This window comes from Bacillus sp. 16GRE42 (genome assembly GCF_019837435.1).
In the GTDB taxonomy this organism is placed as follows: Bacteria; Bacillota; Bacilli; order Bacillales; family Bacillaceae_G; genus Bacillus_A; species Bacillus_A wiedmannii.
Window position 1 is genome coordinate 136,794 of sequence record NZ_JADAXF010000001.1, and the last position, 19,007, is coordinate 155,800.

The window sequence follows — 19,007 nt, forward strand, 5'->3', positions numbered from 1 at the left end:
GAAGGAGGTGAGAAATTGGGGTTATTCGATAAGATATTTGGAAAAAAAACAACTTCAGCTACGAAAAGTTATAATCGTTATGAAATGATTAGTGATAATGGCGGTGGTTTCTTTTCTTGGAATGGAGATATTTTTCAGAGTGACATTATTAGAGCTTGTATACGACCTAAGGCAAAAGCTGTTGGGAAGTTAGTTGCCAAGCACATCAGGGATAGTAAAACAGAGTTTAAAGTTAATCCAGATCCATACATTAGATTTTTATTAGAAGAACCTAACCCATTGATGACAGGTCAAATGTTCCAAGAAAAAATGACAAATCAATTAGAACTGAATCATAATGCTTTTGCTTATATTAAACGAGATGACTTAGGTTATGCTTCTGAGATATATCCAATACCTTGCACGACAGTTGAAGTTGTTGAAGGGACATATGGAGATATCTTTTTGAAGTTTTACTTTAAAAATGGAAAACAAATGACTGTTCCATATACTGATGTAATTCATTTGCGTAAAGATTTTAATGAAAATGATTTTTTTGGAGAACATCCTGGTAAAGCTTTGTCACAATTGATGGAGATTGTAACGACTACTGATCAAGGTATTGTTAAAGCGATTAAAAACAGCGCTGTAGTAAAGTGGATTTTAAAATTCAAATCAGTATTGAAGCAAGAAGATATCGACATGCAGGTTAAAAACTTTGTTAATAACTATTTAAATATCGCAAATGATGGCGGTGCGGCTTCTTCTGATCCACGTTATGATTTAGAACAAGTAAAACCGGAAGCGTTTGTCCCAGATTCAAAGCAAATGCAAGAAACTGTACAGCGTATTTATAATTTCTTCAATACAAACGATAAGATTATACAAAGTAAATACAATGAAGACGAGTGGAATGCCTATTATGAATCAGAAATAGAACCATTTGCGATGCAGCTTGCTGGAGAATACACCAGGAAGCTTTTTTCACGTAAAGAAAGAGGATTTGGGAACAAAATCATCTTTGAATCTTCTTCTCTTCAATACGCTTCTATGAGTACAAAAATGAATCTTGTTCAAATGGTAGACAGAGGTTCGTTAACGCCGAACGAATGGAGAGCGATTCTTTCACTTGGCCCAATTGAGGGTGGAGATAAACCAATCAGAAGGTTAGATACAGCCTTAGTTAAGGAAGGTAAGGTCACCGATGAAGGAGGTGATAATAATGAACCAAACGGAAAAGAGGGAACTACTGAGTAGTGAAATGGAAATCAGAGAAATTGAAGGGGGGCTTCGAACAATAATTGGTTATGCAGTTAAATGGGAAATGAAGTCTGTGACAATGGGTTATTGGAGAAGATTTAAAGAACAATTCAAGCGCGGATCTTTTACAGATTCTTTAACACAAGATGACCAATTAGCGTTATGGAGCCATGATTACTCTCAAGTTTTAGGTAGAACTAAGAATGGAACTCTTCGATTGTTTGAAGATGAAATTGGACTTCGATTTGAATTAGATTTGGCAGATACAACACTTGGTGATGATACGTATAAAACGATTAAACGCGGTGATGTTGACGGCGTTTCTTTCGGCTTCCAAATGGTGAAAGAAGAGTGGGATGAGTCTAATCCGGATAATATTGTGCGTAGTGTTACGAAAGCGAAATTAGTTGAAATTAGCCCTGTTGCATTTCCGGCCTATCCAGACTCACAAGTAATAGTTAGAAGTCATGATCCATATAAACAATTTGTAGATGCACGTAATCAAAAAGACTTACGACAAAAACTAATTTTAAAAACTTACTTATAAGGGAGAGATTCATTTGAAAACATTACAAGAAATTTTAACTAGAAAAACAGAAATTCGCACTTTACTACAAAGTGATCAAGAGGTAGATTTAGCAGCATTGGAAACTGAATTACGTGAACTTGACGAAGCGCAAAAACAAATTGAAACTCGTCAGCGCTTATTGAAAGAAGCAGAGGTTATTAATAACAATGCTGATTCAGAAACACGTACAGTAGTTGAAACGTTTAACAATGAGCCACCACAACAAGATTTAGAGTTAGAAACATCAGAAAAACGCGGACAAGCATTGATGGAAAATCGTGCTGTTACTGTAGGGAGTGGAAATGTAGTACTTCCGAAACATACAGCTTCAGATATCCGACCTACTTTCAATGAAGTTTCTACACTGATTGATCGTGTATCTACAAAAACATTAAAAGGCGGAGAAAGCTACCAACAACCGTATCTTGAAAGCTATGGTGAAGGTGATTATACAACTGAAGGAAATGATTACGCTAATGCTGAGACGAAGTTTGGATATGCTGATATTACTAAAGCGAAAATCACTGCTTATTCCGAAGACACTGAAGAACTTCAAAAATTACCTGCAGCTGATTATGATGGTGAAGTAATGAAAGGTATCATAGTTGCGACACGCAAGAAAATCACTCGTGAAATCCTAATCGGAACAGGTGCAACGAATCGACTTATTGGTATTTTCTCGACTGCGGCAAAAGCAATCGACCCAACAACAGACTTAGAAATTTCTAAAATTGATGCTTCTACATTAGACGACATCATCTATAGCTATGGTGGCGATGAAGATGTTGAAGATGCAGCCGTATTAATTTTGAATAAAAAGGATTTAAAATCGTTTGCTAAACTTCGTACATCTGATGGTAAAAAGGTATATAACGTTGTATCAAGCGGTAACTCCGGAACAATTGATGGTGTACCATTTATTATCAATAGTGCATGTAAAGCAGTATCCGATGCAGCAACAACAGCTGGTCAGTTCAACATGGCTTATGGTCCGTTATCAAACTACCAACTTACTATCTTTTCTGATATGGATGTACAACGTTCAACTGACTTCAAATTCAAGCAAGGTATGATTGCTCATAGAGGTTCAGTATTTGCAGGTGGTAACGTAATTTCTAAAAATGGATTCTTACGTGTTAAGAAAGCGGCGACTGTTTAATAGCCGCTTTTTCATTTGAAATAAGGAGGTATTTTTTATGTCTGAAAAGAAAATGCAAGAATTCAAAGTAATTATAGCATTTCGTGATAAGTTCTCCTATGTGCATTATAGTGTTGGAGAATCATATAAAACGGATGATCAAGAAAGAGTAGAGTTCTTACAGAAAGAAGGGTTCTTAGAAACTGAACCAGTTGGTGACTATAAACCAGTTGTTCCTGAAATTGTCCATGTTGGCGGAGGATATTACGAACTCCCTAATGGAGGAAAGGTTAAAGGGAAAGAAGCAGCACTTAAAGCGTTAGAAGAACTTGAACCAGTTGGTGAATAATCATGATGCTTAAAGTAGTAAAAAAGGCATTACGTGTTTCGCATAATGCTTTAGATGATGAAATTGATGATTTGATTGAAGCGGCCCGAACTGATTTAAAGTTATCTGGTGTTTCTGGTTTCAAAACAAATGATGATACAGATCCGTTAATCAAACGAGCAATAATCATGTATGCAAAAGCTAATTTTATTCCAGATGCTAAGGAAGCAGAGCGATTTCGATTATCATATAACATGCTTAAGAATCATCTTACTTTAGCGGGTGATTATAAATGAACGATATTTTATATTTTCCAATTGTAATAACTAACAAAGATGAGTTGAACCAGGTAGAGGTTTCAGAAGATTTTACGAGACAAGTATTTTGCGAGAAAAAAAGTATTTCTCAAGATGAGTTTTTCAAGGCTGGTCAAAATGGGTTTAAGCCAAAATGTCTATTAATTGTTTATACATTGGATTACCGTGAGGAACAAAAAGTGAAGTATTGTGAAAAAGAGTATAGCATTTACCGCACATATGAACGGGATGACGAAAGGATCGAACTATATTGCGAGGTGAGATCTGGTGGCTAGTGTAGATGATTGGGCGAGTGAAATCGCTAGAGAATTACAAAGATATGCCCATATTGTAGAAGAAGATATGGAAGAAGCAAAAGAAAAAGTAGCTAATGATCTAGTAAGTGAACTGAAACAGAAAAGTCCTAAAAGTACACGTAAAGATACACGTAAATATGCCAAAGGATGGAGAAAAAAGAAGGAAGGCAATGCAATTATTGTTCATAATGCATTGAAACCGCAATTAACACACCTATTAGAAAAAGGGCATGCGAAGGTTGGTGGTGGACGGGTACCAGCTAAAGTTCATATCGCTCCAGCAGAAGAAAAAGCGATAAATGAATTTACAGAACTTGTTGAAAGGGCGATCCAACAATGACATTAGGTGAATTAACAAAGATTCTTGAAGCTACAGGTTATCCTGTGGCTTATTCGAATTTCACAGTAACGCCAGGTAATCCTATACCAAGTCCGCCGTATATTTGTTTTCTTGCGGATGGCTCAGCAAACCTAATGGCAGATAACAAGGTATATCACAAAATAAATGATGTAAATATTGAACTTTACACAACTAGAAAAAATTTAGTTGCAGAAGCCAAACTTGAAAAAGTCCTAGACAATCATGAGATTCCTTATGACACACCGATTGAAGGGATTATTGAATCTGAAAATATGTATCAGAAAATATATGAAACGAGGTTGATATAAATGACTAAAGAAAATAAAGTGACGTTTGGTTTGAAGAATGTACATTATGTCCCAATTGATATTCAAGATTTTTTAGTGAAGTTTGGTACGCCAATCCCATTACCTGGTGGGGTGGAACTAACATTTGAGCCGCGCGGTGATTTAATTGAATTCTATGCGGATGACATGCTTTATTACGCAGCAAGTAATAACCAAGGCTACGATGGAACATTGAACATCGCTACTATCCCAGAACAATTCGCTATTGATGCATTAGGAGAGCAATTAGATGAAACTGACGGTGTATTAAATGAATTAGCTGATGCTAAAGGGAAACCATTTGCATTACTATTTGAATTCGATGGCGATGTAAATGCGACTCGACATGTTATGTATAACTGTGCAGCGAGTCGTCCAACAATTGCATCTAAAACAAAGACAAATTCTGCTGAACCAAATACAAATGAATTGAAGTTTGTTTCTAGTCCAATGGTGTTAGCACCTGGTGGAAGACCAATGGTTAAAACAAAAACAACTTCTAAAACAACTCAAGAAATTTATAACAACTGGTACAAAGAAGTGTATGTAAAAAAAGCAGCAGCACCAAAAGGAGCGTAATAGTAAATGGAAAAGACAATTACAATAGACGGGAAACAAGTCAGATTAAAAAGTACAGCGGCAACGGTTAAAAAGTATAAAGCACAATTTAGACGTGATTTATTTGCGGATATGCTCAAATTAGGTGTTATTGCTCCTTCAAATCCTCAAGCTGGCGCCACTATTAATTTAGCGAATGCAGATTTAAGTAAAGTAGATTTTGAGGTTGTTTATGATCTAGTTTGGTTATACGCGAAAGCAGCAAACTCAGAAATTGCTGATCCAATTACGTGGTTAGATGGTTTTGACGAGTTCCCTATTTCTGAGATTCTTCCGGAAATTATGGACATGATTCAAAGTACGATGGGTGCAAAAAAAAAATAAGGAAAAGTAATGGAGAGCAAGGAGCTTTCAGTGATGAAGAATTAACCACTGATACGTTCCTTGCTCTTTGTTATAAAGCGAAACTAACAAGTTGGGATTTAGAAGATATGACAATCGGTGATTGTTTTGATTACATTGCTGAATTTGCTGAAATGGAGAATCCAGACAAAGAAAAAGTTAGAAAAGCAAATCAAAAAGACTTCGATTCATTCTAAGAAAGGGGTGAGAAAATGGCAGGGAAAATTAAAGGAATTACGATTGAAATTGGCGGAGAAACCACAGGAATTCAGAATGCTTTAAAAGATGTAAATAAACGAAGTAATGATTTAACAAAAGAATTGAAAGATGTTGAACGTTTACTAAAGTTTGACCCTGGGAATATTGAGGCACTTTCTCAAAAACAACAGTTACTTACACAACAAATAGAAAATACAACCCAGAAATTAGATAAATTAAAAGCAGCTGAACAACAAGTCCAAGCTCAATTTCAAAACGGTAAAATTTCTGAAGAACAATATCGTGCTTTTAGGCGTGAGATTGAATTTACAGAAGGGTCTCTTAATGGTCTGAAAAATAAGCTCGGAAATATGAAGGCTGAACAAGATAATGTAGCGAGTTCCACAAGACAATTAGAAACATTGTTTAGCGCAACTGGGAAAAGTGTTGATGATTTTGCAGGAGCATTAGGGAATCGTCTTGTGAATGCAATTCGAAATGGAACGGCTACAAGTAAGCAGTTAGAGCAAGCGATTGGGATTATCGGACGAGAAGCATTAGGAACAGAAGCAGATATTGAAAAATTGCAACGTGCGCTTCGATCTGTGGATGCTGGTAATTCAATTCAACAAGTACAAAATGAACTAAGGGAATTACAACAAGAAGCTGGAAGAACTGAGAAGAAATTTGAAGGGTTAAAAATAGGATTAGAAAATGTTATTGGCGGATTAGCAGCAGGTGGGGGAATTGCAACCGCAATTGAAAAAGCGATGGATATGTCAAAGTTACAAACAAAAATTGATATATCTTTTGATGTCCCTGAATCCTCGAAAAAATCAGTAGAAGAAGCTGTAAGAGGAATTTCAGCTTATGGAGTGGATGCCGAAGCATCTTTAGAAGGTGTACGCCGACAATGGGCTTTAAATAAAGGCGTAAGTGATGAAGCAAATGCAGCTATCGTAAAAGGAGCGGCGGCAGTTGCACAATCCTATGAAGGTATAGATTTTACTGAGTTAATTCAAGAAGTGAACGAAATAGGTAATGAATTAGGGATTTCGCAAGAAGGCGCCCTTGGTATGACAGACGCGTTACTTAAAATAGGATTTCCACCTGAACAATTAGATATCATTGCAGAATATGGAGGACAGCTAACGCGAGCGGGATACAGTGCTGAAGAAGTCCAAGCAATAATGGAAGCTGGGGTTGAAACAGGAACCTGGAATTAGATTATAGTTCCCTTGTATGGCGACATACAATGAAAAACTCCTTTAATTCAGTGAAACTCTCAAATGAGACAATACTGAGCGAAGCCTTTTAATTAAGGAACGTGCAACGACTAGTCGAAAGACGTAGGGTGTAAGCAAATGACACTCGAAACGGGGAGCAACTCAAGTAGTTGAAGATATAGTCTAATCTATGCGGTGACGTATAGCAGTTCATGAGAGAACGGGCGTGATGTTGCGAGTCGCGTTGAATATAAATGATCGATAATCTCTTAGATGGTTTAAAAGAAGGACGTATCAAAGCAGCTGAGTTTGGTCAAGGTGTCGATAAAGCTATGAAAGAATCCCTTGAAGGCACAAAAATTTCAGCGGAACAAGTTGAAAAATGGGGTCAGGCAGTAGCTAAAGGTGGTAAAGATGGATCGGCAGCTATGACTGAAATTGCACAGGCTTTATCAGAAGTTGAGGATGAAACAAAGCGTAATGAATTAGGTGTTAAATTTTTCGGTAGATGATAAATTGTGCCGAAGTAAAATTGCGGTATTAAGCAAGAAGGGTGAGATTCCTAACTTGAACCGAAGGCTATGCAAAGTGTAGTCAGGGGCAGAGCATAGAGGGTGAAAAGATATAATCCCTCCACGAGACCGCGACACTTTAATAGTGAAAACCTATGCCGAGCTTACACTAATATGAAGTGTAAGAGGTAAGGGATAAAAAGCCTTTACGATAACAAAATGACAATGTATGAAGATCAAGGGCAAAACATTATTAATACTTTACTAGGTGCGAAAGAAAAGACTATTGATTTTAAAAAGAATCAAGATCAATTAAATGATTCTGTTAAGAAAATGGATGCAAATCCAGCAGTTAAGTTTCAAAAAGCAATGCAAGATTTACAAATGGCTCTCAAACCTGTTCTCAGTGTTATAGCTGATGTTGTTGCTAAAATAGCTGATTGGATTTCTAATAATCCGAAATTAGCAGCTACTTTGGCAGCTATCGCAGTAGCTATTGGAGTAATAGCAGGGGCGTTTTTGGCTTTAGCGCCAATAGTTGTCGTCATATCGGGTATAGGGGCTGTAATGATGGCATGGGTCGCACTAATTGCCGTAGTTTTAGCCGCTGTAGTAGCTTTGGGCGTTCTAATTTATCAAAATTGGGATTCTATAAGGCAATGGACCATTGATGCTTGGAATGCAATTGGAGAGTTCTTAGTAGGAATATGGGACGGGATTGTACAATGGGCAAGTGATACTTGGAATAGTATTAGTGAAACTACATCGGAAGTCTGGAACTCAATTAAGGAGTTCTTATTAGGCTTATGGAATGGAATAGTTGAGTTTGTCGTAACCTGGGGAACCGCTATTTTAGAAGCATACATTGGTATTTGGACTTCTATTTTTAATTTCTGTATGGAAATTTGGAATGGAATTGTGGAATACCTTACTTCTGTCTTACAGGGAATAGCAACCTTCTTCACTGAGGTATGGACTTCAATTTCAACGTTCTTCCAAGAGACATGGAATGGATTAGTTGCCTTTCTAACACCAATTTTACAAGGGATTGCTGATTTCTTCTCTATGATTTGGAATGGTATTTCCACAGTGATTCAAACTGTATGGAATTTCATTACCCAATATTTACAAGCGATTTGGACAGCGATTTTATATTTTGCTACACCAATATTTGAAGGTATAAAGAATTTCATTTCTGAGTGCTGGAATACTATTAGTTCTACTACAAGTTTTGTATGGGAAACAATTAAGAATTTCTTAGTTTCCTGTTGGAATGGGCTTGTAGCATTCGTTATGCCGATTTTTGAGCAAATCAAGTCTTGGATCATTACCGTGTGGGATACAATTAGTTCAGCAACAATGACTGTATGGAATGCTGTTAAGAATTTCTTACAATCATGTTGGAACGGTTTAGTTACTTTTGTAACGCCAATATATAATTCAATAAAAGACTGGATTGTAAACACCTGGAACACAATTAGTTCCACTACAAGTGCGGTATGGAATACGATCAAAAACTATCTTACTAGTTTATGGAACTCAATTGTTTCCACAGCAAGTTCGGTATTTAATAACATCAAGCAAGCTATCTCTACTGTTTGGAATATGATCAGTAGTACAAGTAGTAGTATCTGGAATGGTATTAAATCAACGCTTTCAAACATTTGGGAAGGTATTAAATCGACCGCATCTTCTGTATGGAATGGATTGAAAGACGCTATTATGACTCCTGTTCGTTGGGTCACAAATGCAGTTAGCGGAGCATTTGAAGGTATGCAATCAGCAGTATTAGGCGTTTGGGATGGTATTAAAAGCGGCATTCGTACAGCTATCAATGGAATTATTCATATCATTAATAAATTCATAGATGGATTTAATACACCAGCGGAATTATTAAATAATATACCAGGTGTTAGTGCTCCAACTATTCCACATGTTCCAATGCTCGCTAAAGGCGGGAAACCTGTAGGTGATGGTTCATTCATTACAGGTGAAGCTGGACCAGAGTTATTTACAAAGAAGGGTAATTCAATCATAGTTACACCTTTATCATCAAAAGAAAAATCACTAGGTATCACCGGAACTATGAATCAATTAATGGGTGATATGAGCCGTATGATGGCTAGTTCTATGAATCAATTATCAGGCTTGAAAACTGTTATGAGTGGTGTCTATGGAAATATGTCGAATAGCAGACAAGCCATGACAAACAGTGTATCGAATCAAGTATTTAATCAAACGTCCGGATCATCTGGTGGTGGAGTAATTCCGATGCTTGGTGGCGATTTAGTTGTTGAAGTTCCTGTAATTTTAGAGGGACGAGATGTGGCGCGCGGTACTTATCGATATACGAAAGAGTATCAAGAAAGAGAAGACCAAAGAAACTCAGCCTTTTAGGTTCGGTCTTTTTTATTTTAAAAGAAATGAGGTGTCAGCATGAGTTCTTTTACATTTAATAACGAACGAAAAGACCTTGTTCAAATCGCAAAAGGGTGGAAAAGACCGACTTGGGCACCATTGAAACGTAATTTTCTAAATGTTCCAGGATATCCAGGTGCAAGGCTATTAAACACCCAAACGGAAATGCGTGTTTTATCTATACCTGTAGGAATCATTGTTCCTGATGGTGGGAACTTAGAGTTATTAAAAGAAGAAATTGCAAGTTGGTTAATTACCGATCAACCAGCCGAGCTTATTTTCGATGTAGAGCCAGATAGAACATATTTAGCAGTTGTGGATGATAGCTTTGATCCAGATGAATTTGTAACACTCGGAATCGGTACAATTAAATTTGTCTGCCCAACACCTTATAAACTAGGGAAAGTACAGACTCACACTTTCACACAAAGTTGGTCAACTGAGATTACTTCTTATTTCACTAATAAAGGAAGCGTAGAAGCTCCAGCATTAATTGAAATGACTGTAAAAAAACCAAGCCCTTTTTTAGATGTATGGTTTGGTAAATATCCTTTAGAACGAAACTATTTCCGTATCGGTTATCCCCTAACTGTGGAGGAATCAACGGTACAAGAGCGTGAGCGTGTGTTATGGGATGAAATGGCTTCACCTATAGGTTGGACTCCTGTTACTGGGCAATTTGATGACATGAAAGGGACAGGTACTTTTAAATCAAGGGGCGGTTACGCACTATATTGTGAAGAATATGGAGAAGGAAAAGGGTTTTACGGCGCGATAGCTAAGAAGAGCATTCCAGGCGGTCCATTACAAGATTTTGAAATAGAGGCATGGATGACTTTAAAGTCCAAAAATATTGAGGAAATGGGGCGTTGTGAAGTCCTCTTATTGGATGAGGCAAGTAATTTGGTAGCTCGTATTAACATGAATGATTTATACGTAACGGCAGAAATTACAAAAGCACATATGAAAATCGGGAATAGCGGAACACCTAGTAGCATTCGTAAATTAGTAGATACAAGTGGCTATTACTTATCTACTTTCAATCAATTTCGGGGACGCCTGCGTATTGCTAGAAGAGGGACAAAATGGTCTGTATATGTAGCTAAATTTATAGATGGTAAAGAGATAGACGGAGCTTCCCTAGTTGAACAATGGAACGATGTTGACAACAGTAATCCAATGACAAACCGAAAAATCGCACAAGTTATGATTGCGCTTTGTAAGTGGGATAATCACCAGCCTGTTAACGAAATGCAATTTGATGATTTGAAAATTTGGAAGGTAAACAAAGTCCCTTCTAATACAAAACCTTATATTTTCGATGCAGGAGACAAAGTGATTATTGATACAGAAAAAAGTCTTGTTACGATTAACGGGAAAGATGCTATGAATATTAAAGATATTTTTAGTGAGTTTCCTAAGATCATACGTGGAGAGAATCGGATTGATATTATGCCGCCAGACGTTACAGCGACAATCAGTTACAGGGAGAGATACAGATGAGAACGCCAAGTGGTGAATTGCATGTTGTTGATTTTAAAACAGAACAAATTGTAGCATCTATTCAGCCTGCAGATTATTGGGATGATAAAAGACATTGGGAAATCAAAAATAACATTGATACATTAGAGTTTCATGTATTTGATAATACAAGGCATTCATCCACACTTATGCAGCAAAATTTAGTATTAAAAGAGGTGCGCGATGGTCGTATTGTTCCTTATGTAATTACTGAAATTGAAAAGGATTCTGAGGATAGATCAGTAACCGCTTATGCATCTGGTGAATGGATTCAGCTTGCCAAAGCTGGAATAATTCCACCGCAAAAACTAGAAGGTAAGACAGTAATTGAAATGGTTGATATCGCTCTTGCAGGTACGAAGTGGCAAAAAGGAAATTTAGAATATGCTAGTTTCCGTTCCATAACTATCGATGAATTTATTGATCCACTGTCTTTTCTTAAAAAGATTGCTTCTTTATTTGAGTTAGAAATTCAATATCGCGCTGAAGTTGTAGGTTCTCAAGTCGTTGGGCGTTATGTGGATATGGTAAAGAAGCGTGGTCGAGAAACAGGAAAAGAAATAACCCTTGGTAAAGATTTAATGGGGATTAAACGTATTGAAAACTCCCAAAACATTTGTACAGCCTTATTAGGTTTCGTAAAAAAAGAAGGCGGAGAATTCATAACCATTACAGAAATAAATAAAGGTGTTCCTTATCTTGTGGACAATGATGCTTTCAAAAGATGGAACGAAAAAGGACAACATAAATTTGGTTTTTACAGTCCAGAAACAGAAAACGATGACATGGATGCCAAACGTTTAATGACTCTTATGAATACAGAGTTAAAAAAACGTGTGAATTCTTCTGTTTCTTATGAAGTTGAAGCACAATCAATTGGTCGTGTGTTTGGATTAGCTCACGAATTAATTAATGATGGAGATACAATCCGAATAAAAGATACAGGGTTTACACCTAAATTGTATCTAGAAGCAAGGGCGATTGCTGGTGATGAATCATTTGAAAATCCATTACAAGATAAATATTTATTTGGAGATTACCATGAAATTGTTGATCCAAATGAAGAATTACGAAAGATTTATAATCGTATCCTTAGTTCGCTTGGCAATAAACAAGAAATGATAGATCAACTTGATAAATTAGTAAAAGAAGCTAATGAAACGGCTAGTGATGCAAAGAAAGAATCAGAAGCAGCGAAAACACTTGCTGAAAAGGTACAAGAAAATATTAAAAATAATACCATTGAAATCATAGAATGGAAGAATCCACCGACAACAGGACTTAAACCTTATAAAACGCTTTGGCGTGATATTAGTAACGGAAAGCCCGGTATTTTAAAAATATGGACAGGTACAGCGTTTGAATCGGTTGTACCCGATGTTGAATCTGTAAAAAAAGAAACATTAGATCAGGTTAATAAAGATATTGAAACCACAAAAACAGAGTTAAATCAAAAGGTTCAAGAGGCACAGAATCAAGCTACAGGACAATTTAACAAAGCTCAGGAAGGGTTACAAGGTGTCAGCCGTACAATTTCTGATGTACAAAACGAACAAGGTAATATTAATAAAAAAGTGACTCAAATAGAGCAAACTTCAGATGGATTTAAAACTTCTATTGAATCGTTAACGAAAAAAGATACTGAAATCGGCAGTAAATTAAATACAGTCGAACAAACTGTAGAAGGTACAAAAAAGACTATTTCTGAGGTGCAGCAAACAACGAATGATCTAAAGAAAACAACTACTGATATCACAGAAAAAGCTGGGGGAATTAGTGAGAAGTTAGAGAGCATAGAACAGAAAAATAATGATGCTAAGGTGGCGGAGCGGAATGTAATTACCAACTCAAATTTTTATACAGGTAATACGTCAGGATGGACAGTTTGGGATCAACAGAGTGGCAATGGAATTGTAGAGAAAGCAGTAGATATACCAGAGTTTGAATACATGGCAAAATTAACAAGAAAAAATAACGTAGCTGACCTTTGGTTTTTGCGAGATATTAAAGTTAGTCCTGGTAAGTATATTTTATCAGCATTCTTAAAATCGAGTAATGTAACAATGGCGCTAGGAGTTCGTGATGGTAGCACTTCACCTACTTATAAGATTGTTGATTTACCGAAAAGTTTATCCGATGGGAAATGGCACCATTTTAAACTAGAAGTAGAATTTAAAACTAATGAAGCTCGTATTTATTTTGGAACTGCAAAAAAGAAAGAGAATGAAGGAGAAGTATTCATTACAGGTACGAAATTAGCTGAAGGTACTGTATTTTCTACTTGGTCACCAGCGCCAGAAGACCAAGTTTCCACTGTAGATTTCACTAAGAAAACAACCGATATTGAAAAAAGTGTGGATGGTGTAAAAACCACTGTAACAAATGTCCAAAATAGCCAAGCTGGATTTGAAAAACGCATGAGCAATGCGGAGCAAACAGCAGATGGGTTATCTTCCACAGTTAGTAATTTAAACAATGTAGTATCAGATCAAGGAAAGAAACTAACTGAAGCAAATACAAAACTTGAACAACAAGCAACCGCAATCGGAGCAAAAGTTGAACTTAAACAAGTAGAGGATTATGTTGCTGGGTTTAAGATTCCTGAGTTGAAGCAAACAGTTAATCAGAATAAACAAGATTTATTAGATGAATTAGCTAATAAGCTTGCAACTGAACAATTTAACCAGAAGATGACTCTGATTGATAACCGTTTCACTATTAATGAACAGGGTATCAATGCCGCAGCAAAAAAGACAGAAGTATATACAAAGACACAAGCAGATGGACAATTTGCTACAGATTCTTATGTAAGAGATATGGAGTCACGCCTCCAGTTAACAGAAAAGGGCGTTAGTATATCTGTAAAAGAAAACGATGTAATAGCAGCCATTAACATGAGTAAAGAAACCATTAAATTAAATGCTGCACGAATAGACTTAGTTGGCAAAGTTAATGCTGAGTGGATTAAAGCTGGATTGCTGAGCGGTTGCCAAATTAGAACATCGAATTCGGATAACTACGTTAGCTTAGATGATCAATTTATACGTCTCTATGAAAAGGGTGTTGCTAGAGCGTTTCTGGGGCATTACAGAAGAGCAGATGGTGCAGTGCAACCAACTTTTATTTTAGGGTCAGATGAAAAGACTAGCGCTCCAGCAGGCGCTTTATTTATGTCTCAAGCAGGTGCTGGATGGTCTGGGGCTTACGCGAGCATTGGTATTGGCGATGGCATAGAAAATGGTGAAATCAAAAAATCTGTGTATTGGGAATTGCAAAGAAACGGATTAAGTGTTCTGAACGCTAATGATTACCATGTTTTTTATGCAGGAAATGGGAGTTGGTATTTTAGACGAGGAAAAACTGGATTATATCAAACTTCGTTAGTCGTTGAAGATAATAGTACAGATTCTGATTTAAGATTACCTAATATCACTTTACGTAATAGCCGTGCAGCAGGATATACAGGAATTATCCAACTAAAATCCGCTGTTACTCAAAATGGTTGGGGTGCTATTCAAGGGAATTTTATGACGCCTTCACTACGGGCATATAAATCCAATATTCGTGATGTTTCTTTTTCTGCTTTAGAAAAAATTAGAAACGTTAGAATCAGACAGTTTAATTATAAGAATGCTGTAAACGAACTTTATCGGATGAGAGAAGAGAAAGCTCCTAACGATCCACCCTTAACAACAGAAGATATTAAAACATACTACGGTTTAATTGTAGATGAATCTGATGAAGCGTTTATTGATGAAAGTGGTAAAGGAATTCACTTATATTCATACGCATCCATTGCAATTAAAGCTTTACAGGAAGTTGATACAACAGTACAGGAACAGGAGATAGAAATAGTTAGTCTAAAATCACAAGTAGCTAGTCAAGAAGATCGGATAGCCAGATTGGAAAAATTATTACTACAACAATTAATTGATAAGAAACCAGAGCAGTTATAAACTGGTCTTTTTATTTTGGACAAAATACGGCTTTTATAACAAAGAAAAGCGTCTAAATCTGATGGAGTATATAGACGCTTGTTTGGAATAGAAAGGATTCCACTGCTTATAGTTTTTGGTATATAGCTAAATTAGCGGAATTCTTTTTCAAAAACTTCACCTGTGATTTTAAATCATTTAAATTTTTTTCTATTTTTTGGTAAAATAATCTTCCTGTTGAGATACGACTACCAGGTTTGAAATTATTCCATTCGTTATCGGTAAATAAGCTCGGCAAAGTAAATTCTTCCCCAGGTTTTAAAGAAGTTAATCGATCCAATACCATCTCTACAGTAAGTAAATCATCTAGATAATCTGGAATTGAATTGGATAACAAATAGTCAGTTAATGTTAAATTCTTAGATTTAGCTTCATCGTTTAGTTTTTTATAAATTTTTTCAGATACTCGCATAGTAATTTGCGGCATAATTATACCTCCTAATAGTTATAAATGAATGCGCATAGTATGTAAAGTCATATTATGTACATTTATAATATTATTTTTCTGACCTCGAGTCAAGTGATTACGTATATTTTTGTTTTTCGAGAGGAAAACGTCGCCTCTCTTTTTATTTTGAAAGGAGCTGAACCAATGCAAGAAATTCAAGATTTAAAGCAAGAGATCCAACAAATTAAATCAGACCAAAAAGATATGCAGCGAGACATTCGTAATCTAGAAACACGTACCACTGTCAATGAAAAGGATATTGTAAATATAAATAAACTTCTTGATAAAATTAATGCCAATACCACATGGATCTTGCGTCTTATTGTAGGTGGTCTAATAGGAGCAGCTATTACTTTTTTATTGAAGGGAGGTGGCATGTAATATGCCAAAAGAGAATATCAAAAAACGATTCCGCAACTGGAAAACATGGGTTGCGGTTTTTTCTTTGCTTGGATTTTTGTTTACAAAGTTTGGTGTTCCAGAAGCGAAAAGTTTTTTGGATGAATTAGCACCTTATTTGCTTTCAGTTGGTATCGCATTAGGTATTTGGTCTGATCATGAAGTAAATAGCGAAGGGGACGATAAATAATGGGACATATTATTGATATTTCAAAATGGAACGGAAATATTAACTGGCCAGTAGCAAAACAGTATTTGGATTTCGTAATTGCTCGTGTGCAGGATGGCTCAAATTACGTTGATCCATTATACAAAGGGTATATACAAGAAATGAAGCAGCATAACATCCCTTTTGGCAATTATGCATTTTGCCGCTTTGTTTCCATTGTTGATGCAAAGAAAGAAGCACAAGACTTCTGGAGCCGTGGTGACAAGAGCGCAACTGTATGGGTTGCTGATGTAGAAGTAAAAACAATGAATGATATGAGAGCAGGAACACAGGCGTTTATCGATGAATTATACCGTTTAGGAGCAAAGAAAGTTGGTTTATATGTTGGCCATCATATGTATGCATCTTTCGGTATGGCGAACGTGAAAAGTGATTTTGTATGGATTCCGCGTTATGGCGGCAATAAACCAGCGTATCCTTGTGATATTTGGCAGTACACGGAAACAGGAAATGTACCTGGTATCGGTAAGTGTGACCTGAATTCACTTATTGGAAGCAAGTCATTATCTTGGTTTACCAGATTGGCACAGGAACAAGTACAAGCAATTAAACAAAATATCATTCAATCAGGAGCTTTTGGAAGAGAGCATACAGCTGATGTTATGGGAGCATTAACGTCACTAAATATGACAGCCAAATTTATTTTACAACCAGATGGATTAGCATACTTCATTTCTGAGCCAACATCGGATACACAATTAAATGCAATGAAGGAATGGCTTGATCGTAAAGAATGGTGGTATGAAGAGAAATAAAAAAGAGCCGTCCTGTTGGACGGCTTTTTTAATATCTATCAATTATTTTCTTTTAATACCTATGAATAATGAATCATAGCCTTTTGTTTGAGGACTTGTGCCTAACTGGATTTGGTATTTACCTTTATCTAAGTAAGTGTGATAATCTCGCCCCCTCCCTTTTTGGGAAGGCATTGCTATAATATCATTAATTTCTTTATCTAGATTAAGATCTGAATTTATTAAAGTAATCCAATTTTTTGCTAATTCAACAGTTGCGTTATCAATTATGAACATAATATAGAAATCATGTTCATTTTCACCTTCTACAAAGAACTGTCCTTGTCCTAAATCATAAATCCTTCCCAAATTAGGGTTAGAAGTACGTAACTGTACACTTTCAGGAAGGCCCATATTGCTGACAGATGCGCTTTCATATTTATAATCTTCATTATATTTCTTGTTTATTTTTGTAATTAGATTTTGCGCTTCATTAGATACAGATTTTTTTAGCACCGGTGAAGCATTTTTCCAATTGTTACTGTTGTAATAAAAATCATTTGTAATCATAGAGCTAGGTATACCGAAAGGTGTTAATTCAGGTTTAACTTCTACCTTATTCATTGCATTGTATAGAAATTGTGCATACTGCTCACGAGTTACAATATTCTTAGGTTCAAATAGATTATCCCCTGTGCCAGCAGCAATTTTATTTTCTTGTAATGCACTAATAGCATTTGTCGCCCAGTAATTTTTATCTACATCTTTGAAAGTGGTAGTAGATGTCGCTTTGAAGTTAAAAGCCTTTGTTAATACAACAGCTAATTGTTCACGTGTTAAAACATTATCTGGACCAAATTTTCCATCGCCAAAACCATTCATAATACCTGCTTTACTAAGACTTAAAATTTCTTTTTCAAACATATGTCCTTTGACATCAGTGAAAGGATTTGGTGCATTATGTTCTTCTGCTGGTTTCAAGTAGGCATATATCAGTCTAGCTACTTGACCTCGTGTGATATTATCCCCAAAACCAAACATTCCGTTTCCATAGCCAGCCACAATATTTTTCTCTTTTAAATCCATAATTGCATTATAAGACCAATGATCTGAAGGAACATCGCGAAATCCAGTCTCAGCTTGTGCATTTGTTAAAGAGGTAAACGTTGATGTAGCAAGAACAGCGCCTGCTAAAATAATTTGTTTGAATTTCATTAGTGAGCTCCTTTTAATTATTAAATTTAAATATAATAATTAATAGTATATTAGTGTTTGTAAATTAAATCAATATTTAGTTGTAAATGGATATTGAGATAGATTACAAAAATTTTCGATTACTATCCATAACTACTAGAAAAGGCATACTATGTAAGTTTGATTAAGTGCAGAAACTTGAATGAAATCAGTGTCAGCATTACGGAATAAAGGACCTGATGTTAACGTTCGGTAGCGAGGTTCACAATGACAATCACAGTCGCATTTTTTATGTTTCTTCCGGTAGCATTTATGTGAACGGTCGTAATAATAGTTTGACATAAAAATCACGTACCTCCTTTTTAGTACATGTTATGCGAAGAGTGAGAGGGAGGTTTGGACAAAAGAGTATAGTTGTTTAAGTGTAAGGTAAGACGTAAATAGAAAAAACATCCCATTTAGGGACGGTCTCTTTAATTTATATTCACTAATTCATCAAACTTAAAATTAGCACTCAAATCGAATCTAGTCGTACAAAACACCAAATGAATTAACAATAAACCTTGCAAGCTCTCAACTTGAAATTTTATTAGATGGTTA

General features: G+C 36.0%; 18 protein-coding genes and 2 pseudogenes. 18 read left to right on the forward strand and 2 right to left on the reverse strand.

Annotated elements, in window-relative coordinates; all coding sequences use genetic code 11:
- Positions 1 to 15 precede the first annotated feature (15 nt).
- From ILS93_RS00735 to ILS93_RS00805, 15 genes and pseudogenes are all read left to right on the forward strand, one after another.
- Positions 16 to 1,236 (forward strand): phage portal protein, encoded by a 1,221-nt coding sequence (locus ILS93_RS00735; RefSeq protein ID WP_222659657.1) that lies wholly within the window; start codon positions 16 to 18, stop codon positions 1,234 to 1,236.
- On the forward strand, positions 1,202 to 1,786 hold the full coding sequence (locus ILS93_RS00740; protein WP_222659659.1) for an HK97 family phage prohead protease: 585 nt from the start codon (positions 1,202 to 1,204) through the stop codon (positions 1,784 to 1,786). The genes ILS93_RS00735 and ILS93_RS00740 overlap by 35 nt, the downstream gene beginning before the upstream one ends.
- A 13-nt stretch (positions 1,787 to 1,799) precedes the next feature.
- On the forward strand, positions 1,800 to 2,966 hold the full coding sequence (locus ILS93_RS00745) for a phage major capsid protein (RefSeq protein ID WP_222659661.1): 1,167 nt from the start codon (positions 1,800 to 1,802) through the stop codon (positions 2,964 to 2,966).
- Positions 2,967 to 3,003: 37 nt separating this feature from the next.
- On the forward strand, positions 3,004 to 3,294 hold the full coding sequence (locus ILS93_RS00750) for a hypothetical protein (protein ID WP_222659663.1): 291 nt from the start codon (positions 3,004 to 3,006) through the stop codon (positions 3,292 to 3,294).
- 2 nt (positions 3,295 to 3,296) lie between these two features.
- The gene (locus ILS93_RS00755) at positions 3,297 to 3,569 is read left to right on the forward strand and encodes a head-tail connector protein (protein ID WP_222659666.1); all 273 of its coding nucleotides are present in this window, start codon (positions 3,297 to 3,299) and stop codon (positions 3,567 to 3,569) included.
- Positions 3,566 to 3,865 carry a phage head closure protein gene (locus ILS93_RS00760; RefSeq protein WP_000997909.1) on the forward strand — a complete coding sequence of 100 codons (300 nt, stop codon included), beginning with the start codon at positions 3,566 to 3,568 and terminating at the stop codon, positions 3,863 to 3,865. The genes ILS93_RS00755 and ILS93_RS00760 overlap by 4 nt, the downstream gene beginning before the upstream one ends.
- On the forward strand, positions 3,858 to 4,226 hold the full coding sequence (locus tag ILS93_RS00765; protein WP_000179017.1) for an HK97 gp10 family phage protein: 369 nt from the start codon (positions 3,858 to 3,860) through the stop codon (positions 4,224 to 4,226). The genes ILS93_RS00760 and ILS93_RS00765 overlap by 8 nt, the downstream gene beginning before the upstream one ends.
- On the forward strand, positions 4,223 to 4,555 hold the full coding sequence (locus ILS93_RS00770; protein WP_222659668.1) for a hypothetical protein: 333 nt from the start codon (positions 4,223 to 4,225) through the stop codon (positions 4,553 to 4,555). Before ILS93_RS00765 ends, ILS93_RS00770 begins: the two co-directional genes overlap by 4 nt.
- Complete coding sequence (locus ILS93_RS00775; protein WP_222659670.1) at positions 4,556 to 5,152, forward strand: major tail protein; 597 nt, start codon at positions 4,556 to 4,558, stop codon at positions 5,150 to 5,152.
- 6 nt (positions 5,153 to 5,158) lie between these two features.
- Positions 5,159 to 5,515 carry a hypothetical protein gene (locus tag ILS93_RS00780; protein WP_222659672.1) on the forward strand — a complete coding sequence of 119 codons (357 nt, stop codon included), beginning with the start codon at positions 5,159 to 5,161 and terminating at the stop codon, positions 5,513 to 5,515.
- A gap of 230 nt (positions 5,516 to 5,745) precedes the next feature.
- A pseudogene (locus ILS93_RS00785) lies at positions 5,746 to 6,954 on the forward strand (DUF2207 domain-containing protein); the annotation flags it as partial.
- Positions 6,955 to 7,250: 296 nt separating this feature from the next.
- Positions 7,251 to 7,460 (forward strand): annotated as a pseudogene (locus ILS93_RS00790) (hypothetical protein); the annotation flags it as partial.
- 228 nt (positions 7,461 to 7,688) lie between these two features.
- Positions 7,689 to 9,866: a hypothetical protein gene (locus ILS93_RS00795; RefSeq protein WP_222659674.1), complete on the forward strand. Its 2,178-nt coding sequence runs from the start codon at positions 7,689 to 7,691 to the stop codon at positions 9,864 to 9,866.
- Positions 9,867 to 9,905: 39 nt separating this feature from the next.
- Complete coding sequence (locus ILS93_RS00800) at positions 9,906 to 11,390, forward strand: distal tail protein Dit (protein WP_222659677.1); 1,485 nt, start codon at positions 9,906 to 9,908, stop codon at positions 11,388 to 11,390.
- Positions 11,387 to 15,364, forward strand: coding sequence for a phage tail spike protein (locus ILS93_RS00805; protein WP_222659679.1), 3,978 nt, complete (start codon positions 11,387 to 11,389; stop codon positions 15,362 to 15,364). Before ILS93_RS00800 ends, ILS93_RS00805 begins: the two co-directional genes overlap by 4 nt.
- 106 nt (positions 15,365 to 15,470) lie before the next feature.
- On the opposite strand, the gene ILS93_RS00810 is transcribed toward ILS93_RS00805, so the two are convergent.
- Positions 15,471 to 15,830, reverse strand: a complete 360-nt coding sequence (locus tag ILS93_RS00810) for a DUF1413 domain-containing protein (RefSeq protein WP_222659681.1) — start codon at positions 15,828 to 15,830, stop codon at positions 15,471 to 15,473.
- 165 nt (positions 15,831 to 15,995) lie between these two features.
- On the opposite strand from ILS93_RS00810, the gene ILS93_RS00815 reads away from it, so the two are divergent.
- Genes ILS93_RS00815 through ILS93_RS00825 form a run of 3 tightly spaced genes read left to right on the forward strand, consistent with a single transcriptional unit; the run spans position 15,996 to position 17,234 of the window.
- Positions 15,996 to 16,232 (forward strand): hemolysin XhlA family protein, encoded by a 237-nt coding sequence (locus tag ILS93_RS00815; RefSeq protein WP_222659684.1) that lies wholly within the window; start codon positions 15,996 to 15,998, stop codon positions 16,230 to 16,232.
- 1 nt (position 16,233) lies between these two features.
- Positions 16,234 to 16,440 (forward strand): hypothetical protein, encoded by a 207-nt coding sequence (locus ILS93_RS00820; RefSeq protein WP_222659686.1) that lies wholly within the window; start codon positions 16,234 to 16,236, stop codon positions 16,438 to 16,440.
- On the forward strand, positions 16,440 to 17,234 hold the full coding sequence (locus ILS93_RS00825) for a GH25 family lysozyme (protein WP_222659688.1): 795 nt from the start codon (positions 16,440 to 16,442) through the stop codon (positions 17,232 to 17,234). Before ILS93_RS00820 ends, ILS93_RS00825 begins: the two co-directional genes overlap by 1 nt.
- A gap of 42 nt (positions 17,235 to 17,276) precedes the next feature.
- On the opposite strand, the gene ILS93_RS00830 is transcribed toward ILS93_RS00825, so the two are convergent.
- Positions 17,277 to 18,428 (reverse strand): S-layer homology domain-containing protein, encoded by a 1,152-nt coding sequence (locus ILS93_RS00830; RefSeq protein ID WP_098102627.1) that lies wholly within the window; start codon positions 18,426 to 18,428, stop codon positions 17,277 to 17,279.
- Positions 18,429 to 19,007: the final 579 nt, after the last annotated feature.